At 58.0% G+C, this 23,032-nt stretch carries 24 protein-coding genes; 14 read left to right on the forward strand and 10 right to left on the reverse strand.

Going from position 1 to position 23,032, the window contains the following annotated elements:
• Positions 1-70: 70 nt before the first annotated feature.
• The 4 genes from G6041_RS19205 to G6041_RS19220 are packed head-to-tail and all read left to right on the forward strand — an operon-like array spanning position 71 to position 4,900.
• On the forward strand, positions 71-1,576 hold the full coding sequence (locus G6041_RS19205) for a sugar ABC transporter ATP-binding protein (protein WP_012124086.1): 1,506 nt from the start codon (positions 71-73) through the stop codon (positions 1,574-1,576).
• Positions 1,573-2,568: an ABC transporter permease gene (locus G6041_RS19210; protein WP_007893777.1), complete on the forward strand. Its 996-nt coding sequence runs from the start codon at positions 1,573-1,575 to the stop codon at positions 2,566-2,568. Before G6041_RS19205 ends, G6041_RS19210 begins: the two co-directional genes overlap by 4 nt.
• Positions 2,569-2,591: 23 nt before the next feature.
• Positions 2,592-3,656 (forward strand): sugar ABC transporter substrate-binding protein, encoded by a 1,065-nt coding sequence (locus tag G6041_RS19215; protein ID WP_007777072.1) that lies wholly within the window; start codon positions 2,592-2,594, stop codon positions 3,654-3,656.
• Positions 3,656-4,900 carry an LVIVD repeat-containing protein gene (locus G6041_RS19220; protein ID WP_012124087.1) on the forward strand — a complete coding sequence of 415 codons (1,245 nt, stop codon included), beginning with the start codon at positions 3,656-3,658 and terminating at the stop codon, positions 4,898-4,900. The genes G6041_RS19215 and G6041_RS19220 overlap by 1 nt, the downstream gene beginning before the upstream one ends.
• 117 nt (positions 4,901-5,017) lie before the next feature.
• Here G6041_RS19220 and mtnK read toward each other — a convergent pair whose 3' ends face one another.
• On the reverse strand, positions 5,018-6,217 hold the full coding sequence (gene mtnK / locus G6041_RS19225; protein WP_041460418.1) for an S-methyl-5-thioribose kinase: 1,200 nt from the start codon (positions 6,215-6,217) through the stop codon (positions 5,018-5,020).
• Between the two features lie 105 nt (positions 6,218-6,322).
• Between mtnK and mtnA the strand changes: the two genes are divergently transcribed.
• Complete coding sequence (mtnA, locus tag G6041_RS19230; RefSeq protein ID WP_012124089.1) at positions 6,323-7,342, forward strand: S-methyl-5-thioribose-1-phosphate isomerase; 1,020 nt, start codon at positions 6,323-6,325, stop codon at positions 7,340-7,342.
• A gap of 30 nt (positions 7,343-7,372) precedes the next feature.
• Here the strand turns inward: mtnA and hemF are convergent, their stop codons facing one another.
• Both hemF and amiA read right to left on the reverse strand, forming a co-directional pair.
• Positions 7,373-8,278, reverse strand: a complete 906-nt coding sequence (hemF, locus tag G6041_RS19235; protein WP_012124090.1) for an oxygen-dependent coproporphyrinogen oxidase — start codon at positions 8,276-8,278, stop codon at positions 7,373-7,375.
• 2 nt (positions 8,279-8,280) lie between these two features.
• Entirely contained in the window at positions 8,281-9,156 is an 876-nt protein-coding gene (gene amiA, locus G6041_RS19240) for an N-acetylmuramoyl-L-alanine amidase AmiA (protein WP_004388567.1), read from the reverse strand.
• Between the two features lie 214 nt (positions 9,157-9,370).
• Between amiA and G6041_RS19245 the strand changes: the two genes are divergently transcribed.
• On the forward strand, positions 9,371-9,796 hold the full coding sequence (locus G6041_RS19245) for a GNAT family acetyltransferase (RefSeq protein WP_004388568.1): 426 nt from the start codon (positions 9,371-9,373) through the stop codon (positions 9,794-9,796).
• 38 nt (positions 9,797-9,834) lie between these two features.
• Here G6041_RS19245 and G6041_RS19250 read toward each other — a convergent pair whose 3' ends face one another.
• The gene (locus G6041_RS19250; RefSeq protein ID WP_014728347.1) at positions 9,835-10,233 is read right to left on the reverse strand and encodes a YgiW/YdeI family stress tolerance OB fold protein; all 399 of its coding nucleotides are present in this window, start codon (positions 10,231-10,233) and stop codon (positions 9,835-9,837) included.
• 98 nt (positions 10,234-10,331) lie between these two features.
• On the opposite strand from G6041_RS19250, the gene G6041_RS19255 reads away from it, so the two are divergent.
• From G6041_RS19255 to cysM, 8 genes are all read left to right on the forward strand, one after another.
• Entirely contained in the window at positions 10,332-10,766 is a 435-nt protein-coding gene (locus tag G6041_RS19255; protein WP_012124094.1) for a DUF2919 domain-containing protein, read from the forward strand.
• A gap of 62 nt (positions 10,767-10,828) precedes the next feature.
• The gene (locus tag G6041_RS19260) at positions 10,829-11,413 is read left to right on the forward strand and encodes an RpoE-regulated lipoprotein (protein WP_012124095.1); all 585 of its coding nucleotides are present in this window, start codon (positions 10,829-10,831) and stop codon (positions 11,411-11,413) included.
• Positions 11,414-11,503: 90 nt separating this feature from the next.
• Complete coding sequence (locus G6041_RS19265) at positions 11,504-12,406, forward strand: Dyp-type peroxidase (RefSeq protein ID WP_012124096.1); 903 nt, start codon at positions 11,504-11,506, stop codon at positions 12,404-12,406.
• Between the two features lie 159 nt (positions 12,407-12,565).
• Positions 12,566-13,582, forward strand: coding sequence for a sulfate ABC transporter substrate-binding protein (locus tag G6041_RS19270; RefSeq protein WP_004388573.1), 1,017 nt, complete (start codon positions 12,566-12,568; stop codon positions 13,580-13,582).
• The gene (cysT, locus tag G6041_RS19275) at positions 13,582-14,412 is read left to right on the forward strand and encodes a sulfate/thiosulfate ABC transporter permease CysT (RefSeq protein WP_004388574.1); all 831 of its coding nucleotides are present in this window, start codon (positions 13,582-13,584) and stop codon (positions 14,410-14,412) included. Before G6041_RS19270 ends, cysT begins: the two co-directional genes overlap by 1 nt.
• Positions 14,412-15,281 carry a sulfate/thiosulfate ABC transporter permease CysW gene (gene cysW / locus G6041_RS19280; protein WP_012124097.1) on the forward strand — a complete coding sequence of 290 codons (870 nt, stop codon included), beginning with the start codon at positions 14,412-14,414 and terminating at the stop codon, positions 15,279-15,281. Before cysT ends, cysW begins: the two co-directional genes overlap by 1 nt.
• Entirely contained in the window at positions 15,271-16,365 is a 1,095-nt protein-coding gene (gene cysA, locus G6041_RS19285; protein ID WP_007893753.1) for a sulfate/thiosulfate ABC transporter ATP-binding protein CysA, read from the forward strand. The genes cysW and cysA overlap by 11 nt, the downstream gene beginning before the upstream one ends.
• Before the next feature lie 119 nt (positions 16,366-16,484).
• Positions 16,485-17,399, forward strand: coding sequence for a cysteine synthase CysM (gene cysM, locus G6041_RS19290; RefSeq protein WP_012124098.1), 915 nt, complete (start codon positions 16,485-16,487; stop codon positions 17,397-17,399).
• Between the two features lie 62 nt (positions 17,400-17,461).
• Here cysM and G6041_RS19295 read toward each other — a convergent pair whose 3' ends face one another.
• The 6 genes from G6041_RS19295 to cysZ form a co-directional block, all read right to left on the reverse strand.
• The gene (locus G6041_RS19295; protein ID WP_072193684.1) at positions 17,462-17,830 is read right to left on the reverse strand and encodes a YfeK family protein; all 369 of its coding nucleotides are present in this window, start codon (positions 17,828-17,830) and stop codon (positions 17,462-17,464) included.
• 169 nt (positions 17,831-17,999) lie between these two features.
• A complete protein-coding gene (gene crr / locus G6041_RS19300; RefSeq protein WP_004385842.1) occupies positions 18,000-18,503 on the reverse strand; it encodes a PTS glucose transporter subunit IIA in 504 nt (167 codons plus the stop codon).
• Between the two features lie 43 nt (positions 18,504-18,546).
• Positions 18,547-20,274: a phosphoenolpyruvate-protein phosphotransferase PtsI gene (gene ptsI, locus G6041_RS19305; RefSeq protein ID WP_007795342.1), complete on the reverse strand. Its 1,728-nt coding sequence runs from the start codon at positions 20,272-20,274 to the stop codon at positions 18,547-18,549.
• Between the two features lie 43 nt (positions 20,275-20,317).
• Entirely contained in the window at positions 20,318-20,575 is a 258-nt protein-coding gene (gene ptsH / locus G6041_RS19310; RefSeq protein WP_000487600.1) for a phosphocarrier protein Hpr, read from the reverse strand.
• Between the two features lie 383 nt (positions 20,576-20,958).
• Positions 20,959-21,930, reverse strand: coding sequence for a cysteine synthase A (gene cysK / locus G6041_RS19315; RefSeq protein WP_004385844.1), 972 nt, complete (start codon positions 21,928-21,930; stop codon positions 20,959-20,961).
• A 146-nt stretch (positions 21,931-22,076) separates the two neighbouring features.
• Positions 22,077-22,838, reverse strand: a complete 762-nt coding sequence (gene cysZ / locus G6041_RS19320; RefSeq protein WP_041460420.1) for a sulfate transporter CysZ — start codon at positions 22,836-22,838, stop codon at positions 22,077-22,079.
• Between the last annotated feature and the right edge of the window lie 194 nt (positions 22,839-23,032).

The raw sequence follows: 23,032 nt of genomic DNA on the forward strand, positions 1-23,032 counted from the left end.
ATTGCAAGCGGATATATCCGCGTGAATGATTGCCTTAGCTGATTAATCATTCATGTGGAGACGGCCTGCTATGTCCCTGAACCCGCGCCTTGAGATGCGCGCAATATCTTTGGCCTTTAGCGGCTTTCCGGCGCTGACGCAGGTGGATTTCACCCTGCGGGCAGGCTCCGTACACGCGCTCACCGGCGCGAACGGTGCCGGAAAATCGACGCTGATGGCGGTGCTCTCCGGTGCCTGGGATCACTATCAGGGCCAGATCCTGCTGGATGGCGAACCCGTACACATCCGCTCGCCGCGCGACGCCAAAGCGCTCGGCATTCATCTGGTGCAGCAGGAAGTGGACGCCGCGCTGGTGCCGGGGCTGAGCGTTGCGGAAAACATTATGCTCGACAGCCTGCGTGAAGGCGGCCTGCGCTACCGCTGGGGTGAAACCCGCCGCCGCGCCCGAGCGGCGCTGGCGCAGCTTGATGTGGAAATGGACGTTAACCGCCGCATCGACAGCTGTTCGCTTGCCGAAAAACAGCATGTGCTGCTGGCGCGCGCGCTCTCGCATCACTGCCGTTACCTGATCCTCGATGAACCGACCGCGCCGCTCGATCAGCACGAAAGCGAACGTCTGTTCGCAGTGGTCAGACGCCTCCAGGCGAAGGACATGGGCGTGGTGTTTATCTCGCACCGCATTCATGAGCTAAAAGCCATCAGCGACACCCTGACGGTGCTGCGCGACGGCAGGCTGATTGAGAGCGGGCCGATGGCGTCGCTCTCTGGCTCGCAGATCGTCGAGAAAATGCTGGGACATGCGCTCGACACGCTCTACCCGCCGCGCCGCCCGACGCCTGAAAATGCCGTATTGCTGGCGGTGGACGGGCTGCATGACGACACGCTGCTACAGGACATTTCGCTGCACCTGCGTAAAGGGGAGATCCTGGGGATCGCCGGGCTGGCGGGGGCCGGGAAAACGGAGCTGTGCAAGGCGCTCTTTGGCGCGAGCAAAAGTACGCTGCGCCAGGGCGAGCTTGCGGGGCGTCCGTGGCGGCCCACCGATCCTGCGGATTCGGTGGCGCGCGGGCTGGCGCTGGTGCCGGAAGAGCGACGCAAAGAGGGCATTTTTATCGACGAGCCGATCGCCATGAATCTCGCCGCCAGCGCTGATGGCAGCTTTACCCGCTGGGGGCTGTTTGGTCACCGCGACGCCTGGCGCTGGGCGCAGGAGGTGATTTCGCGTCTCGGCATTCGCGCCAGCGGGCCAGGGCAGCGGCTGCGCAGGCTTTCCGGCGGCAACCAGCAGAAAGTGGCTATCGGCAAATGGCTGCGCGGCAATAGCGACGTGCTGATTTTCGACGAGCCGACGAAAGGCGTGGACGTCAAAGCCAAAACCGATCTTTTCAACCTGATTGACGGGCTGGCCCGCCAGGGCAAGGGCATTATTTACGCCTCCGGCGAGTTCACCGAGCTGGTGGGCCTGTGCGACCGCATCTGCGTGCTGTGGGACGGGCGCATTGTGGCGGAGCTGGATGGCCGCGACGCCAGCGAAGAAACCTTATTACTCTATTCCACCGGAGGAACCCCCGCGTGAGCAAGGCCGCAACCCTGAAGAGCACGCCGTCGGCGCGCCACCAGCTGTTTGAGTTTTTCTATAAGTGGGGAATGTTGCTGACGGTCGTGGCGCTGGTCGCGCTGTTCGGCATCGCCTCGGACAACTTTCTCGATCCGTTCAACATCATCAACATTCTGCGCTCTATCGCCATCGTGACAGTGATCGCTATCGGCGTCTCTATCTCGCTGACTATCGGCGGGTTCGATCTCTCGGTGGGCTCGACGGCGTCGCTGGCCAATGCGCTGGTTGTCTCGCTGTTCGTCTGGCACGGCTTCGGCACAACGGAGGCGATTGTCATCACGCTTGCGCTCTGCACGCTGGTCGGGCTGTTTAACGCGTTTCTGATTGTGGTGCTGAAAATCCCGGACATGCTCGCCACGCTTGCCAGCCTGTTTGTGATTCAGGGCGTCGCGATGACCTACAGCTACGGTGGCTCAATCACCCAGAACATGGTTCTGCCGAGCGGCGAGATGGCGGAGGGCGTGATTCCTGACGCCTTCAGCCTGCTCGGCCAGGTGCCGGTGATTGTGATTGTGATGCTGGTGGTGACGGTCGTGGCGCAGCTTGGGCTGTCGTTGACCACCCACGGGCGGCGCATGTACGCCATCGGCGGCAACCCGGAGGCGGCGCGCCTCTCCGGCATTCGCATTACGCGCTACAAAGTGGCGGCGTATGTCATCGCCTCGCTGCTGGCGGGCCTTGGCGGCATTCTGCTTGCTTCGCGCATTGGCTCCTCGCAGGTGAACGCGGGCAGCGGTTATCTGATGGACGCCGTCGCGGCGGCGTGGATTGGCTTTTCGCTGGCCGGCTCCGGCAAACCGAACGCGCTCGGTACGTTAGTGGGCGCGGTGATCCTGGGCGTGCTCTCCAACGGCCTGGTGATGCTCTCGGTGCCGTATTACGCAATGGACATTATCAAAGGGCTGGTGCTCGCTGGGGCGCTTGCCATCACTTACATCCAGCGACGTTAATCACAGACAGGGAAATAAACAGAATGAAAAAACTGACGCTCTCTTTACTGGCGCTGGGCCTGCTCTCATCGCTACCCGGTTTCGCCGCCACGCCCGCGCCGGTGCCGGACGCCATCGCCAGTCATAACGGGCCGGTGCGCATCGCCGTTATCCGCAATTTAGGGTCGGACGACAACACCACGCAGTTTGTGGCGGGCGCGATCCAGGAAGGCAAAAAGCTCGGCTTTAAGGTCAGCACCTTTTTAAGCAACGGCGACGACGCGAAATTTCAGGATTTCGTCAATCAGGCCATCAGCCAGAAATATGACGGCATCATTCTCTCTCAGGGGCGCGATCCGTACTCCACCGAACTGGTGAAGCGTATTGTGGACGCGGGCATTAAAGTCTCAGTGTTTGATACCGCGGTGAAAGGCGAGATCCCGGGCGTCACCGTCACCCAGCAGGATGACGCGTCGCTCACGCAGCTCTCCGCAGGCCAGCTGGTGAAAGATTTCAACGGCAAGGCGAACATCATTAAGCTCTGGGTAGCGGGCTTCCCGCCGATGGAGCGTCGCCAGGCGGCGTACCAGGAGATCCTGAAGCAAAACCCCGGCATTAAAGAGCTGGAATCGATAGGCGCGGTCTCGTCAGACGTGCAGGGCGATACCGCCAACAAAGTGGGCGCGGTGCTGGCGAAATACCCGAAAGGCCAGATTGACGCCATCTGGGGCACCTGGGACGCCTTCAGCCAGGGCGCCTACAAGGCGCTGAAAGAGAACGGCCGCACCGAGATCAAGCTCTACAGCATCGATATCTCCAACCAGGATTTGCAGCTGATGCGCGAAGCGGGCAGCCCGTGGAAAGTGAGCGTGGCGGTCGATCCGAAGCTGATTGGCGCAACCAACGTGCGGCTTATCGCCAATAAAATCGCCGGTGAGCCGACGCCTGCCACCTATGATTTTAAAGCCGCGGCCATCCCGCAGGCGTTGCTGGCAAGCCAGAGCGGGCCGGTGAACGTGGCGGCGCTCGGTAAAATCATTCCGGGCTGGGGCCAGACGGAGGATTTCATCGCGCCGTGGTTTGCGACGCTTGAAGCGAAGCATAAATAATGGCGGTCGAGTTACCGCGCCCGGACTACAGCCGCAATATGCGGCTGATTGGCCACTCCGACCAGGGCGGCCGCCCGGACGGCGTGCAGGTGATGGTGCACAGGGGCTTCGCGTATATCGGCCATATGGTGTCGCAGGGCTTTTCCATCGTTGACGTGCGCGACCCGAAAAACCCGACAGCGGCGGGCTATGTGCCCGCGCCGCCCGGCACCTGGAACGTGCATTTACAGGCGCACGATGACCTGCTGCTGGTAATCAACGCCCGCGATCTCTTTGCCGACGCGCGTTTCGCCGACGAAAAAGTCTATTACACCCGTTCGGTCGGCGAGACGGTGCGCGATGTCCACGACAAAGGCTGGAGCGCGGGGCTTCGCGTGTTTGATATCGCCACACCCGATAAGCCGCGCGAAATCGGCTTTCTGCCGCTCGACGGCATCGGCATTCACCGTATCTGGTATGTGGGCGGGCGCTGGGCTTATGTCTCAGCGCTTCTCGATGGCTTTACCGATTACATTTTCCTCACCATCGATCTTGCCGACCCGCGTAAGCCCGAAGTGGCGGGGCGCTGGTGGCTGCCGGGGATGCATCAGGCGGCGGGGGAGACGCCCTACTGGCCTGAAGGCAAACGCTACGCGCTGCACCATGCGATTATCGCGGGCGATACGGCCTATGGGAGCTGGCGCGACGGCGGGCTGACGATTCTCAATATAAAAGACCGCAGCCAGCCGACACTTATCGCGCACCGTAACTGGAGCCCGCCGTTTGGCGGCGGCACGCATACCGCGCTGCCGCTGCCGGACCGCTCCCTGCTGGTGGTGCTGGATGAAGCCGTGCTGGATAACCAGCAGGATGGCGAAAAGCATATCTGGCTGTTTGATATCCGCGAGCCGTCAAATCCGGTGAGTATTTCGACCTTCCCGCAGCCGGATGAAACCGACTACGTGGCGAAAGGCGCGCACTTCGGGCCGCATAATCTGCATGAGAACCGCCCCGGCAGTTTTGTTAGTTCAACGCTGATTTTCGCGACCTGGCAGAACGCGGGTGTGCGGGCTTACGATATCTCGAACCCGTACCGGCCAGTGGAGACCGGCGCGCTGGTGCCCGCCGCGCCAGAGAAGATGATGGATACGCGGCCCGGACGCCCGCAGGTGATTCAGTCATGCGATGTGTTTGTGGATGCGCAGGGAATTATTTACAGCACGGATTACAACGGCGGGTTGTCGGTGATTGAGTATCAGGGGTAGGGGCATCGCGCGGTAGGCGGCATGACGGCGGGTGCGCTTTGCTTACCCGCCCTACAAACCCAGTTTCGACCTTCTTTTTTGTAGGGTGGGTAAGCGTAGCGCACCCACCGGGGCCAATTACCCGTACTGCCGCACGCGGGCGATAAACTCGTCGGCGTTTTCAATGCGCGGAGCAAGAAGGATCAGCGCCTTGCCAAGCCCGATGGCGTGGCGCAGGCACGACAGCTTCATCTCTTCATCCCGAATGGTATCGATATCCGCTACATGCGACAGGCCGACGCTTCGGCGGATAAGCTCCGTACCGGCAAAACCAATGGCGTCTGCCCATACCTTCTTCAAAAACTCGCTGGCGTAGCCAGGCTCTGCCAGCGCCGCGTCGCGGGTTTTCTCGCGCGCCAGCGTCTGGAAACGCTCGGCGAAGGTGTGCCACAGTGTGGCGATATCGATAAGGCGCTGCTCGCGCGCGTCGGCGGCTTCGCGAATGCCGAGCTGGCCCGGCGCGCCGCAGTAGTTCAGCAGCAAGTTGCCGATGGCCGTTCCAACGTCAAAGCCCACCGGGCCGAAATACCCGAACTCGGCGTCGATCGCTTTGAGGCTGCCGTCGGCGACAAAAATCGAGCCGCTGTGAATATCGCCGTGCAACAGCGCTTCGGCATGGGAGAAAAAGCGGTGCTTGAGTGCGGCAACGGCGCACTTCAGCGCGGCATCGTCGCGCAGCGCGGCGACATCGGCCTCAAGTTCAGCCGGGTAGTTATTGCGCTCATGAACCTGATACGGGTCGTTAAAGAACAGATCTTCGGTGATCTCGCACATCTCCGGGTTGATAAAGCGCGCCACTTCGGCCTTTTTCGCATGGGGATGCAGATAAAAATCACTCGTGTGAAACAGCGTCTGGGCCAGATATTCGCCAAGCTGGCGGGCCGCCTGTGGGTAATGCACGCCTTTGATCAGTTCGCCGCGCCAGATGCGGTGATCGGAGAGATCTTCCATCACCATAACGGCAAGCGTGGGATCGTAATGATGAATTTTAACCGTGTGCGCCGGGCAGTGCTGATAGTGCGCCACCAGCGTCTGGGCTTCGAGACGCGCGCGATCGAGCGTCAGCGGCCAGGATTCCCCCACGCAGCGCACATAGGGCAGCGCCTGTTTAACGACAATTCGGCTAATGCCCTGTTTATCAAAGATTTTAAAGACCAGATTGAGATTGCCGTCGCCGACCTCCTGCGCGCTCACCAGTGCTTCCGGCGCGCTGAGTCCGCCAAATTGTTGCGCATAAGCCACCGCATCGCTGGCCGTAAAGGTTCGGTATTGCGACATTGCTGAGATCCTCATTCAATCTGGTTATAAAGACGTACGGACGTCTATACATCTGGACTTCATCCTGACACAATAGAGCACAATAACGCAACAAGGATTTAACGCATGCAGACACTTCAGACGACCAGCCTGCGGGTGGTGGATAACAAGCTCTGGATCCTCGACCAGCAGGCGCTACCGCAGCAGAAAAACTGGCTGCCCGCCGATAACACAGAGGCGCTGGTGGGGCACATTCACGCGCTGCGTGTGCGTGGCGCGCCGTTGATTGGGCTTTCGGCGAGCCTGCTGCTGGCGCTGCTGGCCGAACATGGCATGACGCGCGACGCGCTCGGCCAGGCGCTGGAGGTACTGCGTGCAGCACGGCCCACGGCGGTCAACCTGATGAATAACCTTGACCGCATGAAACAGGCCCTCACGCAGCCGGATTTCGTGGCGGCGCTGGGCGCGGAAGCCTTACGTCTGGTGCAGGAAGACCGCGAGCTGTGCGAGCGCATCGCGCGCGCCGGGAGTGAACTCGTGAAGCCTGGCAGCCGTTTGCTCACCCACTGCAATACCGGCGGGCTCGCGACGGCGGGCGTCGGCACGGCGCTGGGCGTGATTGCGCGCGCGCATGAAGCGGGCAAGGTGGCGAACGTGTGGGTTGATGAAACCCGGCCGCTGTTGCAGGGCGGGCGCTTAACCGCCTGGGAGCTTGGCGAGCTTGGCGTGCCGTATCAGCTGATTACCGATTCGATGGCGGCGAGCCTGATGGCGCAGGGGCAGGTGGACGCCGTCTGGGTGGGTGCGGATCGCATCGCGGCCAATGGCGACGTGGCGAATAAAATCGGCACCTATTCGCTTGCCGTACTGGCGAAATTTCACAACGTGCCGTTTTACGTGGCGGCCCCGCAGACCACGCTTGATCCGGCGTGCCCGAACGGTGCGGCGATCCCGATTGAACAGCGCGCAGCGGCGGAAGTGACCGGCGTGGCGGGCAGCTTCGGCGCGGTACAGTGGGCACCGGAAGACGCGCGGGTCTATAACCCGGCATTTGACGTTACACCCGCCGCACTGATTAGCGGCTGGGTGCTGGACAGCGGCGTGGTGACGCCGGAGGATGTGGCGAACGGGCGTTTCGCCGGATAAAAAGGGCGTCCGCGCGAGGCGGACGCCGCGTTATTTAACCCAGTCGCGCACCGGCAGGAAATCGCGGTACAGCGCTGCTTCCGGGCTGTTTTCTTCCGGCTGATAGCCATATTCCCAGCGCACCAGCGGCGGCATCGACATCAGTATCGACTCGGTGCGCCCGCCGGTTTGCAGACCAAACAGCGTGCCGCGGTCCCACACCAGGTTGAACTCCACATAGCGGCCGCGACGATAAAGCTGGAATTCGCGCTCGCGCTCGCCCCAGGGCAGCGTTTTACGGCGCTCCACGATAGGCAGATAAGCATTGAGATAGCCGTCGCCCACCGCCTGCATAAACGCAAAGCAGGTGTCGAAATCGGGCGTATTCAGATCGTCAAAGAACAGCCCGCCGATGCCGCGCGCCTCCTGGCGATGCTTCAGATAGAAATAGTCGTCGCACCACTTTTTATAACGCGGGTAGACGTCATCGCCGAAAGGCGCGCAGAGATCCCGTGCGGTGCGGTGCCAGTGCACGGCGTCCTCTTCAAAGCCGTAAAACGGCGTTAAATCGAAGCCGCCGCCAAACCACCAGACCGGATCGGCACCCGGTTTTTCGGCAATGAAAAAGCGCACGTTGGCGTGACTGGTCGGTACATACGGGTTGCGCGGATGCACAACCAGCGACACGCCCATCGCCTCAAAGCTGCGGCCTGCCAGCTCCGGGCGGTGCGCGGTGGCGGACGCGGGCATCGCGTCGCCATGCACGTGGGAGAAATTGACGCCCGCCTGCTCGAACACCACGCCGTCGCGCAGTACACGGCTACGTCCGCCGCCGCCGCCCTCGCGCTGCCAGGCGTCTTCGACGAAATCATCGCCATCCACCGCCGACAACTGCTGGCAGATACGGTCCTGTAAATCGAGCAGGAAAGCTTTTACGCGCTGAATATCAGGTGCCATCGTTAGCCTCGTTTCGAGTGGGCTTTGTGATTATCAAACCAGTTGAAATAGCTGATGACGCCGTTGGCGATGGCGGTCGCGATTTTCTGGCGGAAGGCGGCCGTGCCCAGCAGCTTCTCTTCCTGCGGGTTGGTGATAAACGAGGTTTCCACCAGCACGGACGGGATCGACGGTGATTTCAGCACCACGAACGCCGCCTGTTCCGTGTTGCGGCTGTGCAGGCGGTGAACCGGTTTTATCTGGCGCAGAATATGCGAGCCGAGCGTCAGGCTATTTTTAATGGTGTCGGTCTGCACCAGATCGAACAGCACCTGTTGCAGATAGTGATCTTTATTTTTGACCTTGCTGCCCGCCACGTCGTCGGCGGCGTTCTCGCGCTCGGAGAGGTATTTCGCCATGGCGCTACTGGCACCGCGGTTGGAGAGCGCAAAGACCGACGCGCCCGCAGCGCTGGGGCTGGTAAAGCCGTCGGCGTGAATCGACATAAACAGATCCGCGCCATGCTTGTGCGCGATTTCAACCCGATCGTAGAGCGGGATGAAAGTGTCGTTGCTGCGCGTCAGTTTGGCGTCGATGCCGTGGGCGCGCAGAATGGCGCGCACGTTTTTCGCGATGGCGAGCACCACGTGTTTTTCTTTCGAGCCGTTATGGCCGATGGCACCGGTGTCGATGCCGCCGTGGCCTGGATCGAGCATCACGAGGCGGCGTGCGCCCGCTTTTTTCGCTTTAGGCTTGCTGTGGCTGTTACGCGTGCTGAGCGCCGGGCTCTCTTCTTTCGCCAGCGCCTGGTTAAGACCGGTCAGCGCCAGCGCGGCAAGGCCGGTACGCAGCAGCTGACGTCGCGAGGTGAGTTTTTTTAAGGGTTTGAAAGTGCTCATGCGTCCTGACTTCTGATTTTACTGTCCTGGAGTGTTATAACCTGGCGTAACGGGGTGGAACGACACCCTGTTGCAACAAAAGTTTTACTATTCATTTCAGGGCGTGATGATTCATCAGTATGCCATTTTCAACGAACTTTTGCCGGAGATATTGGCTATTGGCGTCGGTAGCGCCATAATCGGGGTTTTTACGCCATAAAAGACGGGGAATACCATGGAGATACGCGTTTTTCGCCAGGCCGACTTTGAAGAAGTCATTACCCTGTGGGAGCGCTGCGATCTGCTGCGTTCGTGGAACGATCCTGAAATGGATATCGAACGTAAACTTAACCATGACCCGGATCTTTTCCTGGTGGCGGAAGTGAGCGGCGAAATCGTCGGCTCCATTATGGGCGGCTATGACGGCCATCGCGGTTCGGCGTATTACCTGGGCGTACACCCGGAGTTTCGCGGCCGCGGCATCGCCAACGCGCTATTAAACCGGCTTGAGAAAAAACTCATCGCGCGCGGCTGCCCGAAAATCAATATCCAGATCCGCGAAGAAAACGACGTCGTGCTCGGCATGTACGAGCGGCTGGGCTATGAACATCAGGATGTAATTAGCCTTGGCAAACGGCTTATCGAGGATCAGGAGTACTGATAACCACTCACCCGGCCGTAGCCGGGTGAGCCAGGCGTTTAGCCTCTGGTGATTTTCTTCACGTCGATTTCGACGGAGTTCCAGTCTTTATCCACTTCACCTTCGATGCGCACTTTGTCTTTCGGCGTGACGGTGACGCCATTCCAGACGTGGTCGTCGATGTCTACGTTGACGGTGCCGCTGGCGTCGCGGAACTCATAAAGCTCTTTACCCATCTTGCGCACGATGTTGCCTTCCAGCACCACCCACGCGTCATCGCGCAGGTTTTTCGCTTCGCTGACGGTCGTGCTTGCGGCGTCCGGCCCCTGGAAACCGCCTTTTGTGGCCGTCGCGCTGGCGCTATTATCCGGGCCGGAGAAGCCGCCTTTCTGCGCCATCACGGGCGTCGCTGACAGCGCGCAAGCGGCGATACACAGAGCGATAAGCTGTTTTTTCATTTCCATCTCCTTGGGTTAGGTACGACGAAGACCTTTCTTCGTCGGATAAGACAAGACATAATTTTGGATCTAATACCGAAAGAGTCCAGGGTTTATACGTGTATTTACCTTCCGATTACGACAGCCGCGGCTGGCTTAAACTCCCGTTGCTGTTCTGGGCGGTGCTGTTATTGCAGGCGCGCACCTGGGCGCTGTTTGTGCTGGCGGGCGCGTCGCGCGGGCAGGGCGAGGCATTGCTGGGGCTCTTCTACCCTGACCGTCAGAGCTTCTGGCTGGGGCTGGCTGCTGGCCTGCCTGCGTTGCTGACGTTTCTATTAAGCGGGCGGCGGCACGATTTCCCCCGCCTGTGGCGCGGCGCGCGTTATCTGTTAATGCTGACGCAGGCCGTAATGCTGCTATCGCAGGCGCTGCTGCTCTGGCGCGATACGCCGGGCGGCATCGCGCTGGCCCTGCTCGTGCTGGACGCCTGGGCGCTCTGGCTGCTGGCCTCGCATCGCCGACTGCGTGCCTGTTTTGAAACACCACAGCCCTGAACGGCACTTTTTGCCGTCTTTACGCTCCAACGAGACATTGTCGACTGATAAAAGGAACCGGGATGAAGAAATTGCCTTTGCTGCTCTGTGGAACGTCGCTGTTACTGGGTGGCTGCTCAACGCTCTCTAACGTTAACTGGTCAAAGGCGGCGCCCTGGCACTGGTTTGACGGGTGGGGATCGTCGCTGGAAGTCACCGAAAAGGGCGTCGGCGATATCACTGCCGAGACGCCGCTGCAGGAAGGCGCGATAAGCGAGGCGTTGGGCGACGATTATCGCCTGCGCAGCGGCATGCGCGCTAATGGCGGCACGATTGTGCGCTACTTCGAAGCGATGAAAGAGAACCAGCTGGCGCTGGTCATTGACGGCGAAAACGGCACGGTGAGCCGCATCGACGTGCTGGATAAAGCGATTCCTGCAGACAACGGTGTGGAGATCGGCACGCCGTTTGGCGATCTCTATAAAAAAGCGCAGGGCGTCTGCCAGAAAGCCAACGCGCCGGATGATGAGGGCGTGGAGTGCAAAGCGCCTGACAGCGAGCACATCAGCTATGTGTTCAGCGGTGAATGGCGCGGCCCGCAGGAGCTGATGCCGCCGGATGACACGCTCAAAGGCTGGACGCTGAAAAAGATTATCTGGCGTCGCTGAGTCTTGCGTAAACGCAACGCCTGAACCGCGAAATCGGGTACAATACGCCCGGTTTTGCCACCCGGTGGCAGCGGTTTATCAGGAGGAGTGATGTCTGTGGTTCAAAGCGGCATTTTGCCGGAGCATTGTCGTGCGGCTATCTGGCTTGAGGCGAGCGTTGATGAAAGCCAGCGTGAGGCGCTGCGCGCGGCGAGTAAAATTTTCGCCGATAAAGTCGCGACCTTTCAGGCGCAGTTTCCCGAGGCGAATCTTGGCGTTGTCGTGGCGTTCGGCCACACCCTTTGGCGGGCGCTGACGAAGGATGACAGCGCAGCGGAGCTGAAAGACTTTGCGCCGCTTGGTAAAGGGCTCGCGCCCGCGACGCAGCATGACGTGCTGATCCACATTCTCTCTCTGCGTCACGATGTGAATTTCTCCGTGGCCCAGGCGGCGCTGGAGGCGTTCGGCGACGCGCTGAAAATCGAAGAGGAAACTCACGGTTTTCGCTGGGTGGAAGATCGCGACCTGAGCGGTTTTGTCGATGGCACCGAAAACCCGGCGGGCGAAGAGACGCGCCGCGAAGTGGCGGTGATTCAGAACGGCGTCGACGCGGGCGGCAGCTACGTGTTCGTGCAGCGCTGGGAGCATAACCTCAAACAGCTCAATCGTATGAGCGTGCCGGATCAGGAGATGATGATAGGGCGCACCAAAGTCGCTAACGAAGAGATCGACGGCGACGTGCGTCCTGTTACGTCGCATCTTTCACGCGTTGATCTGAAAGAAGACGGCAAAGGACTGAAGATTGTGCGCCAGAGCCTGCCTTACGGCACGGCCAGCGGCGTGCATGGCCTTTACTTCTGCGCCTATTGCGCGCGACTCTATAACATCGAACAGCAACTGCTGAGCATGTTCGGCGATACCGACGGCAAGCGCGACGCCATGCTGCGCTTCACGCGTCCGGTGACCGGCGGCTACTATTTCGCGCCGTCGCTGACCCGCCTGCTTGCCCTTTAATTCCCTTCGCGCGCGGCCTTACGGGCCGCGCCGTCACGCCTTTCGTCTTATATCCTTTTGCGCTTGCAAATCACTAAACGGTATATAAAAGCGGTATAGCTTTCTCACCCGTATAAATACACTGATGGCTCGATCGTTATCACATTTATAAGGTGCAAAATGGCCGTGAAATCAGTGAAAAAAGCATGGGGCGCGCTGGCGATTTCTCTGCTGATGGCGGGTTCCGCGCAGGCGACTGAACTGCTTAACAGCTCTTATGATGTTTCGCGCGAGCTGTTCGCTGCCCTGAACCCGCCGTTTGAACAGCAGTGGGCGAAGGAGAACAACGGCGACAAGCTGACGATCAAACAGTCTCACGCAGGCTCCTCAAAGCAGGCGCTCGCGATTTTACAGGGCTTAAAAGCAGACGTTGTAACTTATAACCAGGTGACCGACGTTCAGATCCTGCATGACAAAGGCAATCTGATCCCGGCCGACTGGCAGGCGCGTCTGCCGAACAATAGCTCGCCGTTCTACTCCACCATGGCGTTCCTGGTCCGTAAAGGAAACCCGAAGAACATTCACGACTGGAATGACCTGGTGCGCCCGGACGTGAAGCTGATTTTCCCGAACCCGAAAACCTCCGGCAACGCGCGCTATACCTATCTGGCGGCCTGGGGCGCGGCGGATAAAGCCGACGGCGGCGATAAAGCCAAAACCGAGCAGTTTATGACCCAGTTCCTGAAAAACGTTGAGGTGTTCGACACCGGCGGGCGCGGCGCGACCACCACGTTTGTCGAGCGCGGCCTGGGTGACGTGCTGATTAGCTTTGAATCGGAAGTGAATAACATCCGTAATCAGTACGCCAAAGAAGGCTACGAAGTGGTCGTGCCGAAAGTGAATATCCTGGCGGAGTTCCCGGTGGCGTGGGTCGATAAAAACGTGAAGGCCAACGGCACGGAAAAAGCGGCCAAAGCCTACCTGAACTGGCTCTACACGCCACAGGCGCAGCAGATTATCACCAGCTATTACTACCGCGTGAATAACCCGCAGGTGATGGAATCGCTGAAAGATAAATTCCCGCAAACTGAGCTGTTCCGCGTGGAAGACGCCTTTGGCAAATGGCCGGACGTGATGAAAACCCATTTCGCGAGCGGCGGTGAGTTCGACAAGCTGGTGGCGGCGGGGCGTAAGTGATGTTTGCTGTGTCTAAACGCGTGCTGCCGGGGTTTACCTTAAGCCTCGGCACCAGTTTGTTGTTTGTCTGCCTTGTCCTGCTGCTGCCGCTGAGCGCGCTGGTAATGCAGCTTTCTCAGATGACCTGGGCGCAGTACTGGGACGTGATTTCTAATCCGCAGGTGGTGGCAGCGTACAAAGTGACGCTGCTCTCCGCGGCGGTCGCCTCGCTCTTTAACGGCGCGTTTGGCCTGCTGATGGCCTGGATTTTAACGCGTTACCGTTTTCCGGGCCGCACGCTGCTCGACGCGCTGATGGATCTGCCGTTCGCGCTGCCGACCGCCGTGGCTGGCCTGACGCTCGCCTCGCTGTTCTCGGTTAATGGTTTTTACGGCGAGTGGCTGGCGAAGTTTGATATCAAAGTGACGTATACCTGGCTTGGCATCGCGGTGGCGATGGCGTTCACCAGTATTCCTTTTGTCGTGCGTACCGTTCAGCCGGTGCTCGAAGAGCTGGGCCCGGAGTATGAAGAGGCGGCGGAAACCTTAGGTGCTACCCGTCTGCAAAGCTTTCGTAAAGTGGTGCTGCCGGAGCTTTCGCCGGCGCTGATGGCGGGCGTGGCGCTCTCCTTTACCCGCAGCCTCGGCGAGTTCGGCGCGGTGATTTTTATCGCGGGCAATATCGCCTGGAAAACCGAAGTGACCTCGCTGATGATTTTTGTTCGTTTGCAGGAGTTTGACTACCCGGCCGCGAGCGCGATTGCCTCCGTGATTCTTGCCGCGTCGCTGCTGCTGCTGTTTGCGATTAACACGCTGCAAAGCCGGTTTGGACGCAGGGTGGTGGGACACTGATGACGATGATGACACAGGCGCGCGAAAGCGCGCGCATAAACTGGGGTAAATGGCTGCTTATCGGCATCGGGATGCTGCTGTCGGCGTTTATTCTCGTGGTGCCGATGGTCTATATCTTTGCCAAAGCCTTTTCCGACGGTCTGATGCCGGTGCTGGAGAATATCGCTAACCCGGATATGCTGCACGCGATCTGGCTGACGGTGCTGATCGCGCTGATTACCGTGCCGGTGAATCTGGTCTTCGGCACGCTGCTGGCCTGGCTGGTGACGCGCTTTAACTTCCCCGGTCGTCAGCTGCTGCTGACGCTGCTGGATATACCTTTTGCCGTCTCGCCTGTAGTAGCGGGGCTGGTGTATCTGCTGTTTTACGGCTCCAACGGCCCGCTCGGCGGCTGGCTGGACGCGCACGACATGCAGATTATGTTCGCCTGGCCGGGCATGGCGCTGGTAACGATATTTGTGACCTGTCCGTTCGTCGTGCGCGAACTGGTGCCGGTGATGTTAAGCCAGGGCAGCCATGAAGATGAGGCGGCGATTTTGCTGGGCGCTTCGGGCTGGCAGATGTTCCGCCGCGTGACGCTGCCGAATATTCGCTGGGCGCTGCTTTACGGTGTAGTGCTGACCAACGCCCGCGCCATCGGCGAATTCGGCGCGGTGTCGGTGGTCTCCGGCTCTATTCGCGGCGAGACGCTGTCGCTGCCGTTACAGATTGAACTGCTGGAGCAGGACTACAACACCGTCGGCGCGTTTACCGCCGCCGCGCTGCTGACGCTGATGGCGATTCTGACCCTGTTTTTAAAGAGTGCGTTGCAATGGCGCCTGAATAATCAGGAGAAACGCGTGCAACAGGAGGGAAATCATGAGCATTGAGATTGCCAATATTAAGAAGTCTTTTGGTCGCACCCAGGTGCTGAATGATATCTCTCTGGATATCCCTTCCGGCCAGATGGTGGCGCTGCTGGGGCCGTCCGGCTCCGGGAAAACCACGCTGCTGCGCATTATCGCCGGGCTTGAACACCAGACCAGCGGGCAGATCCGCTTTCACGGCACCGATGTGAGCCGCCTGCATGCGCGCGAGCGTAAAGTCGGGTTCGTGTTCCAGCATTACGCGCTGTTTCGCCATATGACGGTGTTTGACAACATCGCGTTCGGCCTGAGCGTTCTGCCGCGCCGCGAGCGTCCGAACGCCGCCGCGATTAAACAAAAAGTGACGCAGCTTCTGGAAATGGTGCAACTGGCGCATCTGGCCGACCGCTATCCGGCACAGCTTTCTGGTGGCCAGAAACAGCGCGTGGCGCTGGCGCGCGCGCTCGCCGTTGAACCGCAAATTCTGCTGCTCGATGAGCCCTTCGGCGCGCTTGACGCCCAGGTGCGTAAAGAGCTCAGGCGCTGGCTGCGTCAGCTGCATGAAGAACTGAAATTCACCAGCGTCTTCGTGACCCATGACCAGGAAGAGGCGATGGAAGTGGCCGACCGCGTGGTGGTGATGAGCCAGGGCGATATCGAACAGGCCGATGCGCCGGAGCAGGTGTGGCGTGAACCGGCGACCCGCTTCGTGCTGGAGTTTTTAGGCGAAGTGAACCGGCTCAAGGGCACCGTGCGCGGCGGGCAATTCCACGTCGGCGCGCATCGCTGGCCGCTCGGCTTTACGCCTGCATACCAGGGGCCGGTGGATCTTTTCTTACGCCCCTGGGAAGTGGACGTGAGCCGCCGCACGAGCCTTGATTCGCCGCTGCCGGTGCACGTGCTGGAAGTGAGCCCGAAAGGCCACTACATGCAGCTCGTGGTACAGCCGCAGGGCTGGTATGACGAACCGCTCACCGTGGTGCTGCGCGAGGATTACGTGCCGCAGCGCGGCGAGCGGCTGTTTGTCGGCCTGCAGCATGCGCGCATTTACCACGGTAATGAGCGTATCGAGACGCGCGAGAATATTGCTCTGGCGAAGTCTGCCTGATAGCTTATTGCGCAGGTTTATCGCCCGGTGGCGCTACGCTTGCCGTGCCGACAGTCATCACCGCATTTTCCTGGCCGGGTAAGCGAAGCGATACCCGGCTTTTTTATTGAGTAAACATCGTGAACACACTCGAACAAACGATCGGCAATACGCCTCTGGTGAAGCTCCAGCGCCTTGCGCCGAACAACGGCAGTGAAATCTGGGTCAAACTCGAAGGCAATAACCCGGCGGGCTCCGTCAAGGACAGGGCGGCGCTGGCGATGATTAGCCGCGCCGAAGCGCGCGGTGAGATTAAGCCCGGCGATACGCTGATTGAAGCCACCAGTGGTAATACCGGCATTGCGCTGGCGATGATCGCCGCCGTCAAAGGGTATCGTATGACGCTGCTGATGCCCGATAACATGAGCATGGAGCGCAAGGCGGCGATGCAGGCCTATGGCGCGAAGCTGGTGCTGGTGAGCCGCGAACAGGGAATGGAAGGCGCGCGCGATCTCGCCTCTGAAATGGCGAAACGGGGCGAAGGGATTATTCTCGATCAGTTCAATAACCCGGATAACCCCTGGGCGCACTATACGACCACCGGGCCGGAGATCTGGCGCCAGACTGAAGGACGTCTCACGCATTTTGTCTCCAGCATGGGCACGACCGGCACCATTACCGGCGTCAGCCGCTTCTTACGTGAGCAGGCCAAACCGGTGACCATCGTTGGCTTACAGCCGGAAGAGGGCAGCAGTATTCCGGGTATTCGCCGCTGGCCCGCAGAGTATCTGCCGGGGATTTTTGACCCGTCGCTGGTAGATGAAGTGCTGGATATTCATCATCGTGATGCAGAAAACACAATGCGTGAGCTGGCGCGTAAAGAAGGTATTTTCTGCGGCGTCAGTTCCGGCGGCGCGGTATGCGGCGCGCTGCGGGTGGCGCGTGCGAACCCGGATGCTGTTGTGGTGGCGATTATCTGCGACCGGGGCGACCGTTATCTCTCTACAGGCATCTTTAGCGAAGAGAACAGCTACAGCCAGGGCGCGGGGATTTAACGGCGTGCGGCTACATGCCTAATCTCCAGACCGGGGAGCCACGTTTGGCTCCCCGGTTCGTTTCAGGGTTTTACCGTCTTGTCTGTTTCTGCTATCAACTGATGTAAAAACACCTGAGCGGTTTCTTCTTTTCCATCAACACGAACAAGATAAGGCTTGCCCGATACCGATGAGGTCGAGGCGACGTTATCGATAAATTGTTCTGCCGAATCAAGCCGGTTACGGGTTTTGCTGAGCTTTAGCTGGAGATGCGAAACGGCTTCTTCACTGTTGTGGCTGCTGCCGTTGCGGATAAAGGTCAGATCTTTCTTCTCACCGAGCGCTGAGAGCATCGCAGCGATTCGGGCTTCTTCGTGGGCGTTTAGTTTGGCCAAAAGCGGGGTGGCAAACAGTGTACACAGCAGGAAGAGCAGCGCATTCCTTTTCATCATTGATATCCTTATAACATTAAACATTCCTGTCGATATTGCTTATGAGCCAGTCGCTGGCGCAAAGCGTCTGTGAGTTTAAGGAAAGAAGGGGGGCTGGGTGTGACTAAAATGGCGGGGCAGGGATAAAAAAATGGCGCCTTGCGGCGCCATTTTTGTACACGAGTCAGTCTTATTTCTTGATACGGATTACCGGCGTTTCACCGACGGTCACGCTACCAGAAAGCTTGGTCAGCTCTTTGATTTCGTCCATATTGGAAATAACAACCGGCGTCAGCGTGGATTTTGCTTTCTCTTCCAGCAGCGGCAGATCGAATTCGATAACCGGATCGCCTTTCTTCACGCGCTGGCCTTCTTCAGCGATGCGTTTGAAGCCTTCGCCTTTCAGCTCAACGGTATCAATACCGAAGTGGACGAACAGCTCAATGCCACTGTCCGATTCGATAGAGAAAGCGTGGTTAGTTTCGAAAATCTTACCGATGGTGCCATCAACCGGCGCAACCATTTTGTTACCGGTCGGTTTGATAGCGATGCCATCACCAACGATTTTCTCTGCGAACACTACATCCGGCACGTCTTCAATATTAACGATTTCACCAGACAGTGGAGCAACGATCTCAATGGTTCCGGTGTCGCTATTGCCTTTATCACCGAACAGTTTACTAAATAACCCCATTAGCCTTCTCTCCTAAGCAGTAATTTGGGCCGCATCTCGTGGATTAGCAGATTGTTTTTTCTTCAATGAACTTGTTAACCAGCGTCATTAACTCGTCCGTTGTCGGTTGAGCAAGAGCCTGCTCTGCTAAAACCTTCGCATCTTCGAAGTTCGTGTTACGGATAATCTTCTTAATGCGCGGGATAGAAATGGCACTCATACTGAATTCATCCAGACCCATCCCCAGCAACAGAAGTGTAGCACGTTCGTCGCCAGCAAGCTCACCACACATGCCGGTCCACTTACCTTCAGCATGAGATGCATCAATAACTTGCTTGATGAGGTTCAGGACAGACGGTGACATCGGCTGGTAAAGATGCGATATCATATCATTACCGCGGTCAACCGCCAGGGTGTACTGCGTCAGATCGTTGGTACCAATACTGAAGAAATCGACTTCTTTGGCGAGGTGGCGCGCGATAGTCGCGGCCGCCGGGGTTTCTACCATGACGCCGATTTCAATCGTTTCGTCGAAAGCTTTGCCTTCGTCACGCAGTTCTTGTTTGAAAATCTCGATCTCTTTTTTCAGCGCGCGCACTTCTTCAACCGAAATAATCATCGGGAACATGATGCGCAGTTTGCCGAACGCGGAGGCGCGCAGGATGGCACGCAGCTGATCGCGCAGGATCTCTTTACGATCCATCGCGATGCGGATTGCACGCCAGCCGAGGAACGGGTTTTCTTCTTTCGGGAAGTTCATGTACGGCAGCTCTTTATCGCCGCCGATGTCCATGGTACGCACGATAACGGCCTGCGAGCCGCACGCTTCAGCAACGGCTTTGTAGGCCTGGAACTGCTCTTCTTCGGTTGGCAGAGAATCGCGGTCCATGAACAGGAATTCGGTACGGTAGAGGCCTACGCCTTCTGCGCCGTTACGCTCGGCGCCTGCGACATCGCGCACGGTGCCGATGTTCGCGCAGACTTCAACCTGGTGGCCGTCAAGAGTGATAGCTGGCAGATCTTTGAGCTTCGCAAGCTCTGCTTTTTCTTCAGCAACCTGAGTCTGAATCGCGCGCAGGGATTCAATCTCTTCGTTCGTCGGGTTAACGTAAACTTTGTTGTTAACCGCATCGAGGATCAGGTAGTCGTCGTTTTTCACCTGAGTGGTGACGTTGCCGGTGCCCACAATCGCTGGCAGCTCAAGGGAGCGCGCCATGATGGAGGTGTGGGAAGTACGGCCGCCCAGATCGGTAATAAAGCCCAGCACCTTTTTCAGGTTCAGCTGTGCGGTTTCCGACGGGGTTAAATCGGCTGCCACCAGAATCACTTCGTCCTGGATGGAGCTTAAATCAATGATGGCCAGGCCCAGAATGTTGCGCAGCAGACGCTTACCAATATCGCGCACGTCAGCGGCGCGTTCTTTCAGGTATTCATCATCCAGCTCTTCCAGGGCGGTCGCCTGACCTTCGATAACTTCATGCGCTGCCGCGTCGGCAGTGATGTGCTTATCTTTAATCAGGGCTATGATTTCCTGCTCCAGCTCTTCATCTTCCAGCAACATGATGTGGCCTTCGAAGATAGCTTCCTTTTCTTCACCGAAAGTTTCGCCGGCCTTGATCTTGATAGCTTCCAGCTGAGCGGAGGCTTTGGCGCGACCACTCAGGAAACGTTCTACTTCCTGATCAACCTTATCGGCAGAAATTTTTTTCCGGTCGATGACAATTTCATCTTCTTTCAGCAGCAATGCTTTGCCGAAAGCGATACCCGGAGACGCTAAAATGCCTGAAATCATAACCCTACCTTACTTGTGACTGATTTTAATAAGAACCCGGAACTTACTCGAGTTCAGCCATCAGTTTTACCAGATGCTCTACTGCTTTCTGCTCATCTTCGCCTTCTGCGGAGATGGTCACAACGGTGCCCTGAGTCAGGCCCAGAGTCTGCAGTTTAAACAGGCTTTTTGCGCTGGCGCTTTTGCCGTTGGAAGTCACAGTGATCTCGGAGGTGAAGCCTTTCGCTTCTTTTACAAACTGAGCAGCAGGGCGGGTATGCAGACCGTTCGGAGCGGTAATAGTCACTTCTTGCTGGAACATTGTATTTCCCCAACTTATAGGTTTAGTTTGTGGAACTAAAGTCTAGCCTGGCGGCGTGACTTTAGCCTGTATTGTTAGCGTCGGCGTAACGGAACGCAGCACGGATGCCAGAACCACGAAAAACGCATGGCTTTTTGTTCCATGCGGCTCGCGTTTCGCTCGTCATTAATCATTATGACGCGATCGAAGTAGCATAACCAAATCGTTAAATCGATTCAGCACACATCAATTCGCCTCAGGATTAATTTCACGCATCGAAATAATTGCTGGTTAAATACCAGACCCGGTCGATCCAGGCAATGCCATACAAGACAAAAGTTTGATGCACGCCACAAAAAAGCACCCCTTTGGGTGCTTTTTTGCGCATATTTAACAATCTGGCATCACTGTTGCAGTTCTTTCTCAGTGAAGAGATCGGCGAACAGCGCGGTGCTTAAATAACGCTCACCCGAGGATGGCAGGATAACCACAATATTCTTATTGGTAAAGGTTTCATCTTCCTGAAGCTTGAGCGCAGCGGCAACGGCGGCACCGGAAGAGATACCGGCCAGAATCCCTTCTTCTTCCATCAGGCGGCGCGCGGTGGAGATGGCTTCTTCGTTGGTGATACCGATAACTTTATCGATCAGTTTGAGATCCAGGTTGCCTGGAATAAACCCTGCGCCGATGCCCTGAATTTTATGCGGGCCTGGTTTCAGCTCCTGACCTGCGATGGCCTGGGCGATTACCGGGGAATCGGTCGGCTCAACCGCGACGGTAATCAGCTCGGTTTTACCCTTGGTATTTTTGATATAGCGGCTCACGCCGGTCAGCGTACCGCCAGTACCGACGCCTGCGATAAATACATCAACCTGGCCGTCCGTGTCTTCCCAGATTTCAGGGCCGGTGGTTTTTTCGTGAATTTCCGGGTTAGCCGGATTGCTGAACTGTTGTAACAGCAGATATTTCGACGGATCGCTTGCGACAATCTCTTCCGCTTTCTGAATAGCGCCTTTCATACCTTTAGCGCCTTCGGTCAGTACCAGATTTGCGCCCAGCGCTTTCAGCAGCTTACGGCGCTCAACGCTCATAGTTTCCGGCATGGTCAGCGTCAGCTTATAACCACGGGCGGCGGCGACATACGCCAGCGCGATACCGGTGTTACCACTGGTCGGCTCGACCAGCTCCACACCCGGCTTCAGTACGCCGCGCTTTTCCGCATCCCAAATCATATTGGCACCGATACGGCACTTAACGCTGAAGCTTGGGTTACGTGACTCCACCTTCGCCAGAATGCGTCCGTTACCGATGCGGTTCAGTCGAACCAGCGGCGTATGGCCAATAGTCAACGAGTTGTCTTCAAAAATCTTGCTCATAGCCCGTCCTTAACTGTATGAAATTTGGGAACCGCACCAGCATACCCGCTCACCGCGTGTGAGGAAGTAAGGATTTCGTATATCGTTATACTCGTGCGAAATAATGCTTAAGAGTATGGAATAAGCCCGGCTATATGCCAGCCGGACTAGCGCCAGCTGGCATGTTTACCGCGATAACAATCCACCCACATCGCCGTTGCGCCGCAGACCGCGACGGGCATAATCGCCAGATTCAGCACCGGCACCAGCGTAAAAACGCTGACCAGCGCGCCGAACTGCATATTTAAGCTCTTACGTTCGCGCAGCGCCGCGCGCATGGTTTTAAACGGCACTTTATGGTTGTCGAAGGGGTAATCGCAGTACTGGATTGAGAGCATCCAGGCGCTGAAGAGAAACCACAGCACGGGCGCGACGGTCTGGCCAATACCCGGAATAAAGTAGAGCAGTAACAGCACCAGCGCGCGGGGCAGATACCAGGCGAGCTTTTGCCATTCGCGTTTCATAATGCGCGGCAAATCTTTCATGATGCCGAGAATACCGGTATCCGGCGGCGTGGCACCGGTGAGGCGTGCTTCCAATTGTTCCGCCAGCAGGCCGCTAAACGGCGCGGCTATCCAGTTCGCCACCGTCGAAAAGAAATAGCCGAAAACAAGAACAATGGAGATAACCGCGAGGGGCCAGAGCAGGTAATTAAGCCACTGCAGCCAGTCCGGTACATGGGACATGAGTTGCGGGATCCAGTTATCGAGGCGGGTAAACAGCCACCAGAACGCGCCGCCCATCAGCAGGAAATTGACCAGCAGGGGAAGGATGACGAAGCGCCGAATGCCGGGCTGGCTTATCAGCCTGAATCCTTCTGAAAGGTAGTACAGACCGCTGCGCGAACCCGCGCCTGTCGTTGAAACCATAGTTCCGCAAAGCTCCTTATTAGCCTCCCCGAACCGGGGCCCGGTTATCTTAACCGAGAGGGAAATTTGCGCCACCCGAGAAATGGTCGAAAAAACAGCAAAAAGCACGATTTCTTTCATCTTTCTGTCCGGAAAACCGAGCGCGCACTTGCACTTGCCGTAATGGGCAAATACTCTTAGTGAGTAAATGTTTG

Origin of the sequence: Cronobacter sp. HA18003, assembly GCF_011605905.1 — a bacterium.
Lineage (GTDB): Bacteria > Pseudomonadota > Gammaproteobacteria > Enterobacterales > Enterobacteriaceae > Cronobacter > Cronobacter sakazakii.

Bases quoted from the DNA above. Each gene is read 5' to 3' on its own strand.
- G6041_RS19205 (WP_012124086.1), top strand. From the start codon at position 71: ATGTCCCTGAACCCGCGCCTTGAGATGCGCGCAATATCTTTGGCCTTT.
- G6041_RS19215 (WP_007777072.1), top strand. From the start codon at position 2,592: ATGAAAAAACTGACGCTCTCTTTACTGGCGCTGGGCCTGCTCTCATCG.
- G6041_RS19220 (WP_012124087.1), top strand. From the start codon at position 3,656: ATGGCGGTCGAGTTACCGCGCCCGGACTACAGCCGCAATATGCGGCTG.
- mtnK (WP_041460418.1), bottom strand. From the start codon at position 6,217: ATGTCGCAATACCGAACCTTTACGGCCAGCGATGCGGTGGCTTATGCG.
- mtnA (WP_012124089.1), top strand. From the start codon at position 6,323: ATGCAGACACTTCAGACGACCAGCCTGCGGGTGGTGGATAACAAGCTC.
- hemF (WP_012124090.1), bottom strand. From the start codon at position 8,278: ATGGCACCTGATATTCAGCGCGTAAAAGCTTTCCTGCTCGATTTACAG.
- amiA (WP_004388567.1), bottom strand. From the start codon at position 9,156: ATGAGCACTTTCAAACCCTTAAAAAAACTCACCTCGCGACGTCAGCTG.
- G6041_RS19245 (WP_004388568.1), top strand. From the start codon at position 9,371: ATGGAGATACGCGTTTTTCGCCAGGCCGACTTTGAAGAAGTCATTACC.
- G6041_RS19250 (WP_014728347.1), bottom strand. From the start codon at position 10,233: ATGAAAAAACAGCTTATCGCTCTGTGTATCGCCGCTTGCGCGCTGTCA.
- G6041_RS19260 (WP_012124095.1), top strand. From the start codon at position 10,829: ATGAAGAAATTGCCTTTGCTGCTCTGTGGAACGTCGCTGTTACTGGGT.
- G6041_RS19265 (WP_012124096.1), top strand. From the start codon at position 11,504: ATGTCTGTGGTTCAAAGCGGCATTTTGCCGGAGCATTGTCGTGCGGCT.
- G6041_RS19270 (WP_004388573.1), top strand. From the start codon at position 12,566: ATGGCCGTGAAATCAGTGAAAAAAGCATGGGGCGCGCTGGCGATTTCT.
- cysT (WP_004388574.1), top strand. From the start codon at position 13,582: ATGTTTGCTGTGTCTAAACGCGTGCTGCCGGGGTTTACCTTAAGCCTC.
- cysW (WP_012124097.1), top strand. From the start codon at position 14,412: ATGACGATGATGACACAGGCGCGCGAAAGCGCGCGCATAAACTGGGGT.
- cysA (WP_007893753.1), top strand. From the start codon at position 15,271: ATGAGCATTGAGATTGCCAATATTAAGAAGTCTTTTGGTCGCACCCAG.
- G6041_RS19295 (WP_072193684.1), bottom strand. From the start codon at position 17,830: ATGATGAAAAGGAATGCGCTGCTCTTCCTGCTGTGTACACTGTTTGCC.
- crr (WP_004385842.1), bottom strand. From the start codon at position 18,503: ATGGGGTTATTTAGTAAACTGTTCGGTGATAAAGGCAATAGCGACACC.
- ptsI (WP_007795342.1), bottom strand. From the start codon at position 20,274: ATGATTTCAGGCATTTTAGCGTCTCCGGGTATCGCTTTCGGCAAAGCA.
- ptsH (WP_000487600.1), bottom strand. From the start codon at position 20,575: ATGTTCCAGCAAGAAGTGACTATTACCGCTCCGAACGGTCTGCATACC.
- cysK (WP_004385844.1), bottom strand. From the start codon at position 21,930: ATGAGCAAGATTTTTGAAGACAACTCGTTGACTATTGGCCATACGCCG.
- cysZ (WP_041460420.1), bottom strand. From the start codon at position 22,838: ATGGTTTCAACGACAGGCGCGGGTTCGCGCAGCGGTCTGTACTACCTT.